Annotated in this window: 8 protein-coding genes; all 8 read left to right on the top strand. The window is 34.4% G+C overall.

Going from position 1 to position 11,603, the window contains the following annotated elements; genetic code table 11:
• Positions 1-194: 194 nt before the first annotated feature.
• The 8 genes from secA to asp3 all read left to right on the top strand — a co-directional run bounded on the left by secA (position 195) and on the right by asp3 (position 11,470).
• The gene (gene secA, locus LACDD01_RS10680; RefSeq protein WP_369814486.1) at positions 195-2,546 is read left to right on the top strand and encodes a preprotein translocase subunit SecA; all 2,352 of its coding nucleotides are present in this window, start codon (positions 195-197) and stop codon (positions 2,544-2,546) included.
• Positions 2,547-2,563: 17 nt separating this feature from the next.
• On the top strand, positions 2,564-3,565 hold the full coding sequence (locus LACDD01_RS10675) for a sugar transferase (RefSeq protein ID WP_061415139.1): 1,002 nt from the start codon (positions 2,564-2,566) through the stop codon (positions 3,563-3,565).
• A gap of 13 nt (positions 3,566-3,578) precedes the next feature.
• Complete coding sequence (gene gtfA, locus LACDD01_RS10670) at positions 3,579-5,090, top strand: accessory Sec system glycosyltransferase GtfA (protein WP_061415136.1); 1,512 nt, start codon at positions 3,579-3,581, stop codon at positions 5,088-5,090.
• Positions 5,083-6,429, top strand: a complete 1,347-nt coding sequence (gene gtfB, locus LACDD01_RS10665) for an accessory Sec system glycosylation chaperone GtfB (RefSeq protein WP_061415133.1) — start codon at positions 5,083-5,085, stop codon at positions 6,427-6,429. The genes gtfA and gtfB overlap by 8 nt, the downstream gene beginning before the upstream one ends.
• Positions 6,430-6,642: 213 nt before the next feature.
• The gene (secY2, locus tag LACDD01_RS10660) at positions 6,643-7,866 is read left to right on the top strand and encodes an accessory Sec system protein translocase subunit SecY2 (RefSeq protein ID WP_061415130.1); all 1,224 of its coding nucleotides are present in this window, start codon (positions 6,643-6,645) and stop codon (positions 7,864-7,866) included.
• Positions 7,867-7,884: 18 nt separating this feature from the next.
• Positions 7,885-9,471 (top strand): accessory Sec system protein Asp1, encoded by a 1,587-nt coding sequence (gene asp1 / locus LACDD01_RS10655; protein WP_061415127.1) that lies wholly within the window; start codon positions 7,885-7,887, stop codon positions 9,469-9,471.
• Positions 9,468-11,012, top strand: a complete 1,545-nt coding sequence (asp2, locus tag LACDD01_RS10650; protein ID WP_061415124.1) for an accessory Sec system protein Asp2 — start codon at positions 9,468-9,470, stop codon at positions 11,010-11,012. Before asp1 ends, asp2 begins: the two co-directional genes overlap by 4 nt.
• Positions 11,009-11,470 carry an accessory Sec system protein Asp3 gene (gene asp3 / locus LACDD01_RS10645; RefSeq protein ID WP_061415121.1) on the top strand — a complete coding sequence of 154 codons (462 nt, stop codon included), beginning with the start codon at positions 11,009-11,011 and terminating at the stop codon, positions 11,468-11,470. Before asp2 ends, asp3 begins: the two co-directional genes overlap by 4 nt.
• The last annotated feature ends 133 nt before the right edge of the window (positions 11,471-11,603 follow it).

The raw sequence follows: 11,603 nt of genomic DNA, 5'->3' as shown, positions 1-11,603 counted from the left end.
TGGTCTTTTAGCTTCCGCAACGCTCATGAGTAAAAAGAGAAGAAAAAATCAAGAAGAGGTTTCTTGATCCTGTTGTGTGAAAATTTTTAGTATTCGTGATAAATAAATGCTTGGTCCACTTGGGCCAAGTGTTATTTTCTAAAGAACGAAAATTATAGAAACAAACTTGTAGTAAAAAAGTTGAACATAATAATATAATAGAAGGGAGGAAGAGTTTGAATTATAAAAAAGTCTTAAAAAAAATTAATCAAGAAAGAGAGGGGGTTGAGCAGAAGTCTGATGAAGAACTGAAAAGAAAGGTTAGCCAACTAAAGAAAGATATTGAGATAAAATCACCAGAAGAAAAGATTCTTATTCAAGCCTTTGCATTAGTCCGTGAAGTCAATAAGCGTGTCTTAGGACTATACCCTACAGATGAACAAGTATTAGGCGCTCTTGTTTTATGTGACGGGAAGATTGCTGAAATGAAAACAGGAGAAGGAAAAAGCTTAGTTGCGACTATGCCTCTATTCCTTAAAGCTCTCTACCTTGATCAAGCTTTTCTCATCACTACAAATGACTATCTTGCACAGCGAGATTATGAGCGTATTGGTCCTGTTTTTAAATGGTTAGGATTAAATGTGGTTTCAAGAGTAAACGACCCAGAAGAAAAAAAATTTGATCATGAGAGAAGAAGAGAAACTTATGCTGCTGATATTATCTATACATCAAACAGTACACTTGGATTTGATTATTTAATCGATGGGTTAGCCTCAAAAGAGGAAGAACGTTTTATGCCCCCTTTTCGATACGCATTATTAGATGAAGTTGATGAAATTTTATTGGATAGTGCACAGACGCCATTAATTATTTCAGGAAATCCTAAAGTTCAATCTAACTATTTCACCCTTGCAGATCAACTTGTAACTACTTTAGAGGAAAATAAGCATTATAAGCTGGATGAGGAAAGAAAAAATGTCTGGTTGACAGAACGAGGTATTGTGAGTGCTAAAGAATATCTTGCAATAAGCGATTTATTGGATAATAAATATTTTGGAATTTACCAGCATCTTATTTTAGCTCTAAAAGCACATAAAATTTATAAGAGAGAGAGAGACTATCTTGTAGAAAACGATAAAGTGAAGCTACTTGACCATAAAGATGGACGCATTTTAGAAGGTACAAACTTACAAAATGGGTTACATCAAGCTATTCAAGCAAAAGAAGGTGTTAAACTCACACCAGAAACGCAAATTCTTTCTTCAATTACTTATCAAAATCTTTTTCGGCAATTCAGTCAACTTGCAGGAATGTCTGGGACAGCTAAGGTGGCAGAAGGGGAACTTATTGCAACTTATAATTTACCTGTTAAAAAAGTTAGAACTCATAAAAAAAGGATTCGAACAGACCATAAGCCTGAACAGTATGTTACTTTTGAGGCAAAAACAGAGGCTGTTTTAAGAAAAATAAAAAGCTTATATCTAGTAGGCCGGCCAATACTTGTTATTACTGGATCAGTTGCCTCATCAGAGTTATTTTCAATGTATCTTCTCAATTTAGGAATTCCGCATAATATTCTTAATGCAAAAAGTGGATCTAAAGAAGCACAAATAATTCAAGAAGCAGGTCAAAAAGGTGCAGTCACTATTTCCACAACTATGGCTGGTCGTGGAACAGATATCAAAATTGATCCAGAGGCTATAGCTTTGGGGGGGCTTGCAGTTGTTATTACAGAACGAATGTTAAATCAAAGGATTGAATTGCAGGCAAAAGGAAGAGCAGGAAGGCAAGGAGAACCAGGGGATGCTTATTCTTTTGAATCATTAGAAGATGATGTTATTCGCTACTTTTCAAAAGATACGGTTCAAAATTATTACAATCGCAAAAAAAATTCTTTCAAACCAATAAAGAGTAGAAGAATAAAAAAAGCCTTTAGTAATGCCCAAAAACTCTCAGAAGATAAAGCTTATTCAGAGAGAATAAATGCACTTCAGTTTGATAAAGTTTTAAAATTACAGAAACAAGCCATCAATAAAAGTCGCATACAAATTATAGAACTAGATGCCTCAAAAGATGCTTTAGAACTTTTTTATGAAAAATCAAAAAAAGCAATTGCTAGATTTACTAAAGAAAAGGGCTATGATAAGCGAGAGTTGCAACGCTATATTTTAGATAATATTGACTATAACTTTAAATATAAACAGCTTACTCAAGAATTAGCGACAAAAGAAGAAGCACAAGATTTTATTTTTGAACGGCTGAAAAGTAATTTAGAAGAAAAGCAAAAATTACTCAATGATGAACAAGCATTTCTTCAATACTTGAAATTGTCCATGCTTAAATCGATAGATGTCTCTTGGAGTACTCAAATAAATCTCTTAAATCAATTGAGGTTTGCGGTTCAGCCAAGAACTGTCGCACAAAAAAAGGCAATTGTAGAGTATGAAAAAGAGGCGCAAAGAAGTTTTGAAGACTCAAGAAATAAATTAACAGCGCTTATCTTGAAAAATGTCGCTCTAAGTATGTTTGAAATTAAAAAGGGGGAGTTGATCGTCACTTTCCCATAGAAGAAAGGACAGCAAAAATGAAAAAATATATTACAAATTTATATGGACAAAGTCCTCAAAGTACGGCTATGGTAGCTCAAAATATGATTACTGAGGTTGCAAAAAATTTAGGCTATAAAGAGATAAGCATTGGTGCTTATCCAGTAGCTAGTGACACTGAAGAAGAAAAGTTGAAAAGAATAGAAGGTATATTAGCTTCAGTTTCTCAAGATTCACTTGCGATTGCACAAATGCCATCATGGAATGGAATTGCATTTGATAAATATTTTTTAGAAGCATTACGAGGAAAAGTAAATAAACTTGTTGTCTTTATTCATGATTTTGTGCCCTTAATGTTCGCAAATAATGCATACTTGTTTGATCAGTACCTAGAAGCTTACAATCTTGCGAATCTTGTTATTGTTCCATCGATAAAAATGAAAGAAGTTCTGATCGAGAATGGTCTCACACAACCCGTTCTCATTCAAGGGGTGTGGGATCATGTAACACCACTCACATTAACAAATTCTCCACAGTTTCAGCGTAAGCTTAAATTTTTAGGAAATATAACCCGTTTTCCGTTTGTCAAAGATTGGAAAAATGAGATTCCATTAGAAGTTTATAGTAATGGGGATGTTCAAGCCGAAGGTAATATGAAATTGATGGGATGGATGCCAGAGGACCAACTTCTTCGCACTCTAAATAGGGGAGGTTATGGTCTTGTTTGGAGTGAAAATATTGAAAATCAGTATGAGAGAGAATATTCAGAGATGAATGTTTCATTCAAATTTAGTACTTATTTAGCTGCAGGTCTGCCTCTTATCGTAAATAAAGGTATAGCTAAAGAAAGTTTTGTGACAGACTATCACTTAGGTATTGCAGTAGACACTTTAGATGAAGCGGTAGATTATCTTAAGTCTGTGACGGAGGAAGAGTACAATGTTATGGTAGAGAATGTAAAAAATATTGGGAATCTGATTAAAGAAGGATTTTTTACAAGAAAAATGCTTGTAGAAATTCAAGAAAAACTATTTTTATGAAAGATGAGAAGAAATGACAATTTATAATTTTAATATAGGTATTGGTTGGGCAAGTAGTGGTGTAGAGTATGCACAGGCATATCGCTCAAATTTGTTGAAAAAGAACAAACAAAAGTCAAAATTTATTTTTACGAGTATGTTTTATGAAAATATACAACCTATGACAAAAAATATTGGTTTTGTTGACTCGGAGGTTATTTGGCTTTATCAATATTTTACAGATGTAAAGATTAGTCCTACAACTTTTACTTTAAAAGATTTAGAGGCAGAATTTACGAGTCCTGCTAAAGAAGAACAAAGAAGTAAGCATTCAATTACCTACTATTTTGAGGAAAACCATTTACGTTTGACCGCGTTCTTTACAAGAGATGAGGATGAGGAAAAAGTGTTCAAAACAGAAACGATTGTTGGAGGAAAACTCATTCAGAGGGATTACTTTAGCTATGTAAGAACATTTTCAGAATATTTTAAACCCAATAAGGGAAGTGCGAATCTTTATCAACGACGATTCTTTAATGAAGATGGATCAATTGCCTATGATGAGCTTCTAAATGGTAAACAAAGTCTTTATATTTTTAAAGATTTCACCATTTATTCTCGAGAAGAGCTTATTGTATACTTTGTAGAACAACTCAATCTCTCTGAGAAAGATATTATTATTGTAGATCGCTCTACAGGAATGGGGCCACAAATTATTAAAGGTAATAAAGGCAGAGCAAAATTAGGGGTTGTTATCCATGCGGAGCACTTTAATGAACCTCTAACGACCAAAGAAAAAATACTATGGAATAACTATTACGATTATCAATTTGAAAATGCAAAGGTAATTGACTTCTTTATTACCGCAACACAAAAACAAAAGGCTATTCTTGAGCAGCAGTTTAAAGATTATAGTAAAGGAAATATTAAAGTATTTACAATTCCTGTGGGGAGCATCAATCGACTTCGCCGAAAAGAAAAGAGAGACGAGCCTTCCCTCATTACAGCTTCACGTCTGGCAAGTGAAAAACATTTAGATTGGTTGATAAAAGCAGTAGTAAAAGCCCAAAAAGAAGTCCCACAATTGAAACTTGATATTTATGGCAGAGGTGGAGAAGAAGAAAAGTTACGTAAACTTATTCAAGATCTTGATGCACAAGAATTTATTCAACTCAAAGGGCAACATAAATTAGACGAAATTTACAAAAACTACGGTACTTATGTTTCGACTTCGACAAGCGAAGGGTTTGGCCTCACTTTACTGGAAGCTGTTGGTTCAGGGAATAGGATGATTGGTTTTGATGTACGTTATGGTAATCAAACCTTTATTGAGGACGGAGTAAATGGAAGTCTAGTTAACTATATCAAAAATGATGTTGCTCTCAATATTTCAAATATTGCTCAAGCCATTGTTCAAATGTATAAACAAAATGAGACGAAGCTGAAGGAAATGAGAAAAGAATCTTATGCAATTGCTAAACCTTATCTTACAAAAGAAATTCAAAAACTTTGGCTAGAGTTAGAAAAGGAAATGATTAATGATTAATTTATTTGAAAATTACTTAGAGAAAGAGAAAGATTTGTGTAATTCATTAAATAAAGCAGGATATACGCATACAACTGTTGTTCTTAATGATGATGGTTATCTTCCTGAAAATATTACCTCTCCAATTCAGTATTTTACCCAAGCATCTTCAAAATATCAAAAGGGGACGCCTAAATTTTTTAATGAACTAGAAGTACCTTACTATTGGGAAATTAAAGGTGATGGGCAGAAGGCGGAAATTTTTGAAGGATATAAGAAAAAAGGAAGAATCTTATATAGTCAACGACGTGGGGATTACCGGGTAGTTAAAGCTGTGGAATGGTTAAATGAACAGGAAAAGGTTCGTTCCACTGATTTATATAATCAATTTGGAAAGTTATTTGGGCGTAAGAGTTACAGTGATGGACAATTGATTTTAACTACTTATTTTAGTGAAAAAAATCAAGAAGTACTTTTGTTCAACCATATCACAGGGACAATCCAAGTCAATTTTGAGAATACAAAGTATATTTTTGAAAAATTTGTGGATTTCATAATGTTTTATTTTGAAGTTTCAGGATTAGATTACACAAAGATATTGTATAACTCGCTTGCTATGCCTTTCTTTATTACACAAGCTTTTAAGGCGAAATACCCACAAAAAATTTACCAGCACACTTTGTTTTGGCAAGAAATTTCTTCAAGTATACCGGGGAATATGTCCTTGCTTTTAAATGACAAACATTCAGCAACTACAAAAATTGTTATACAGGATCGAGAAGAGTACTTACGAATTAAACAACAAGCACATGAACGGTTTGATACAAAGGTACAATTGAATTATCTAGGTTATATTTATGATCTCAAAGAACGGAATCCTGTAGCACGCTCAGTTTTAATCGTTACAAATTCGGATCAAATTGCAAATATAGAGTATCTTATTGAGGCGCTTCCCCATCATCAGTTTCATATTGCCGCAAGGACAGCAATGTCAAACCGCCTTTTAGACTACGATAAATATTCGAACGTGGCTTTGTATCCTGCAATTGAAGAAAAAGAACTTGAACATCTTTTTCAGAAGAATAGTTTCTATTTTGACATTAACTATGGTAATGAAGTAGAACAAGTGATTCGAAGAGCTTTCGAAAACAATAAACTTATTTTTGCTTTTAAAGAAACGCTACATAACAAGAGATATATTTGTAGTGAAAATATTTTCGAAATGCAACAAGTTAACCAGTTTGTTCAAAAAATTCTTAAAGTAAGTCAAGATGTTAAAGAATATCGTGATGTATTAGCTATCCAAAGATGGGCTGCTGGACAGGCTACTGTTGAAAATTATAAGGAAATATTGAAATGAAAAATCAAAATCCAATTCTACTAAAGATAAAAAAAAACAAGAGGAGATCAAAAAAGAAGTAACCTTGAAAACAAAGAAGAAGCCGGTCAATAAAATAGTGGTGATCACTTCACTTGTATTACTCTCAGGGATACTTATTGGTTTAGTTCGAATTTTGACAAGTATTCTTCAGTAGTAAAAAGATTGAAAATATAAAAGAAACAGGAAAATAAAATGAACGAAAAAACTTATAAAAAATTAACCTATAAAAAGGTTTCGTTTTCTTTGATGATAGTTTTGGTTTATCTTCTGGGGCTGAGTATTATTGTTCCAGGGGTAAATCTTAGTGATTTATACCAAGACCTTACAAGCACAACGAATGTAGGATGGGTATTGAGTATGACAGGATTATCATTAAGTCGTATTTCCTTGTTTTCATTAGGACTTGGCCCGTGGATGTCTGCTTTAATTTTCTGGCGAGTATTAATGGTAACCAACCTCTTTCATATAAAAAACTTAACCCAAGCTCAAAGCTACCGTATCAAATTTATCATGAGCCTCTTATTAGCGGCAGTTCAAAGCTTTACAATCATTGCTCAAGCAAAAACGCTTGACGATCCGTCTACGACAGTACCAAGTGTAGCTCTAGTACTTCTTCTCGTGACCGGAATGGCAATACTTGTTTGGCTTGGAAATTTGAACAGCCAATATGGAATAGGGGGGCCAACGATTATTATTTTAGTTAGTATTTTAAGAAGTTGGCCGACAAAAATTATCAGTGAAGTAACAACAAGAGGATGGCAAGAGTCTTTGAGTCACTTACTTCCAGGAGCATTACTTCTTGTTTTGGGTTCCTATTTCGTCTTTCGATTCTATCAAGGGGAGCGAAGACTACAAATTAATCGTGTTATGATGGAGGGGGAGGTTGCTTCAAAAGCTTATCTTCCTATTCCGACTAATCCTGCTGGAGGAATGCCCTTTATGTTTGCCTTTAGTATAGTTTTATTGCCACAATATGTATTATATTTGATTAACAAACAGTTTGATTCTAAGTTTTTTGAACAACTCTATCAAGAAATTCAATTAAATCATGTTTTGGGGGTAACTCTTTTAGTCATTAGTTTAATGTTACTCACCTTTGGATTCTCCTATGTTAATATTGATTACAAGGAGATCTCAGAATCCCTTAAGAAAAGTGGGGATTATTTCAATAATGTATATCCAGGGAAAAACACAGAACGTTTCTTATTTAAGCAAGTGAGTATAATGGCTACTATAGCAGCATTTACAAACGCTTTAATCATAGGAGTTCCCATGATTGTGGCTATTTATTATCCTGAGGCAAGTATGTGGGCTCATTTAATTCCAACATGGATGATTCTTATGATTCTCATGAAAGAAATTCGGACACAAGTGACAACACTTTATCATAGAAATGATTATCAAGCTATTTTATAGCGAGGAAAGGAAGAAACAATGATTTATTTTATCCCGGCTTGGGAAAAAGAACAGATTCATCATTTGAATACGGATGATCTTACAGGACAGATTAGTACTTTTATGGATTCTGATCAAGACTATAAGGTAATCGTTTTGAATTATAATCCTGAATTACACTATTTTCTTCATCAGTTCGATTTGCTAGAAAGTAACTATGTTTATCTTTATGATAAGTTGCAATTGTCAGGGCCTATGTATCAAAAATCAGTAAATTTTTCTGATTTGTCTTTTCCCAACGAGTCTTACTTTGTTTACACACCATTTAATATCTTGGTTTATCTTGAGGAGGCGTTAATTGGGACAGTTACTTTGGGGAGGGGGTCACAAATTCTAGAAGTGAGCCATTATTCAGGAAAGAATCTCAGTAAGGTAGAGGTGTACGATGACAGGGGATTTCTCTCTAATCGAAAAATATATGAAGGAAAAACTCATATCTATACGGATTTACTGGATGATAGAGGAAACTGGATCATCAGAGAATTCGAAGATGACGGAAGGTGCGAGCTTAATAAAGAAAATATGAAAGGCATGTCAAAAGGCTGTTATAAAAGTAAAGAAGAACTTCAATTTGAAATACTAGATGGGCTCCTAAAAAATTTAAAAGAAGAGGATGCCATAGTGATGAGTGTGACAGATAAAAATATTGAGGAACTCAAAAAGAGTTCATATTTAAAAAACAGTACACTCTCTCTTTTTCAAAATCGTTTATCTTTGCAGGAGGAAAAGAGGAAAAATATCCTTGTGGGTTTGTTAAATCAATCTAAGGCACTTATCGTGGATACGGAAGCTTCTTTTCAGCAGTTGAAATCAATTGTGACAGAAGCGGCTTCAAGTAAAATATTCCATCTAACCCCTTATGATACAAGATTTGAATTAAGTATTTCTCAGGAAATAAAAGAAGAAGTTATATACCTTGAAGGAAGAAGTGTGGAAGAAGAGGAGCTCTCTCAAATAATAGAAGGGCTTGTGGGTTATATGACAGCTATTCTTGAGGGAGAAAGTAATCAACGTTCTTTTAGAGTTATTGTTCGTATAGAAAATAATGTTGGGAAAGAAAAAGTTGAAGAGCTTATCAATCAATGCTTATATGAGCGCTTTGCCTTGGAAATGGAAGTACTTTCTCAAGCTAAACCTATTATAAAAAAAGAAAATACAATTGATGAGGAAAAACTTGACAATCAGTACCCCCAACTTTATCTTGTGCGTCAGCTTAAAGAGTTGTGGAGCATTCAAAGTTTTGCGAATGAAGATTCCCTATTTAAAATAATTCATGAAGCAAGAGTGATTATTGACTTGTCCAATACCCCTGACCTCTTTACACAAATTGCTGGAATTAGTGCAGCAATACCGCAAATCAATAAAAGTGAAGGGGAGTATATTCATGATGGAAAGAATGGAAAGGTACTTCAAGATATCAATCAGCTGAATTCCGTCTTGAGCTACTATCTTGATACTTTACGTCATTGGCAGGAGGCGAGAGCCTATTCTGCCCAGCAAATTAAACAGTACTCGGGCTGGAAATTGAGAGAGAAACTGTGTGACATTATAGGAATAAATGTATGAAGAAAAAAATTAGAGTCCTACATCTTGGAGAAAAAAGTTTGAAAGAAGAATTCTCAGCAAATGATTGGGATTTACTTGACTGGACCTCCATTAATGTAGAGAAAACTACCCAACAAGAGATAGATGATCTTTTGAAAAAGACCCAAAAACCTTTTGACGCAGTCCTATGTACAGAGAAAATAGATGAAGAAGTAATAAAAGCTCTTGAAAATCTTATTGACGTGTATGGGATTATTATCGATTGTAATTTAAAAGACGAGGTTTCAGATACGTTCAAAAAGAAAAAGATCCCTTATTTTATAGATACACGCCAGGCAAGAAATGTTATTGATGAAATAAAAAATAATTTTTTCTCTGGACAGATGGGTTCAAAACTCCATACGAATACAATACATGTAAATCAGAAATTTAAGGGACAAAATAAAGTTCTTGGTGAATCTTACCTTATGTTAGAAGGGAGCTATGACGTTATTAAAAGGCAACCTTTATTGATGTGGCAACGTAATATAGGAATGTATGGGCGCTCGAAGAAAATTTGGCTTGAGTTTGTAAAAGATCCAACTGTAGAAATCAGCCTCACGCTTTTGAAGATAAGAGAGGGAGGCAGTGAGGTAATGGAGAGGTGTACATATAGCCAAGAAGAAGTGAAAAGGGGGATTGAAGTTCCTTATGAAAATAATATTGGTTATTTGAGTGTATTTCTTAGCGCAAAAGGTCAGGGCGTATTGCGTGTTGGTCCTCTTCATTTTAGAGATACTCGTTATCAATATGGGGAATACATCCTAGGTGGAAAGAAAATTACTGATGAGAATAATCAAGAACTTTTCTATTATTTTAATCCTGCAGACTTAAAACCTCCTTTGAATGTTTATTTTTCGGGATATCGTTCTGCCGAAGGGTTTGAAGGCTTCTTTATGATGAAAGCACTCGGAGCCCCTTTTCTCTTAATCACAGACCCAAGACTTGAAGGAGGCTCTTTCTATATGGGAAGCTCGAGTTTAGAAGACAAACTCACGGATGTGATTCAAAAGCATTTGGATTACCTTGGATTTTCAAAAGAAGAGTTGGTGTTATCGGGTCTTTCAATGGGAACCTACGGGGCTCTTTATTATGCTAGTCGGCTGGAACCCGGGCATGTTATTGTCGGAAAGCCTCTAGTAAATGTTGGAGATATTGCGTATAATGAACAACTGGTACGTCCAGGAGGATTCCCAACCTCCCTTGATATTCTAAAATCTTTAGAGGGAAGTCTCACAAAAGAAGCTGTAGAGAACTTAAACCAACGCTTCTGGCTGCAGTTTTCAGAGGGGAAGTTTGATGCCACGCGATTTATTGTTGCTTATATGATGAATGATGATTATGATGTCCATGCGTACAAGGATATCACTGCTCACCTTAGTGAAAGTGAGGCATCTATTATTAGTAAAGGTATACCTGGTCGACATAATGACAATTCTCCAGCCATTAATGAATGGTTTTTGAGTCAGTATAAGCGGATACTTAGAGAACAATTTCACCGCATAAAGGGGATTGAGCTATGAAATTTGAAGTGAAATGGTCTCCAGAAATGATGGACTACTATAAACATGGATCTACGATTGAGTATCTCGATTCGAATAATATTGTCCGTTTCAATAACACCATGCTTTCGCCCGGAGCGACAATTGTTAAATGGATTTCCAACTCGAATTATCAGGGGAGGCGAGGCTTTTTAGAGCTGCCACTTTTGGAACGAGGGAAAGCCTATCAGGTCAAACTGGATGCGGAATCGGCTCCCAAGCCATCAGCATTACTTAAAATAACTTTTTACACCCGTGCACAAGAAATAATTGGTACACAATTGATAGCGGATAGCGAAGGAGACTTTACTTATCCAAAGAAAGCATATGCTTATTCTATTGAGATCCTTAATAATGGAATAAAAGAGCTCTCTTTCAAAAGCATTGTTCTCTCGTCTTATAGTAAAGAGAGAGAACCTTTAAGTAGAAGAAACAAATAATTAAAGTAAATCATTATTTGCTTAAGAATTCTAAGTCTAAAAGTGTAGTGATTGTAAGAGCACAACAGCTCTTACAATAGTTTTAAAATGTTCGGTTTATGTGGGTATTTTAATATACTACAGACAAAGTTTT

The organism is Lactococcus sp. DD01, assembly GCF_001578715.1.
Taxonomy (GTDB): domain Bacteria; phylum Bacillota; class Bacilli; order Lactobacillales; family Streptococcaceae; genus Lactococcus; species Lactococcus petauri.
This window is presented reverse-complemented; position numbering and strand designations above follow the sequence as displayed.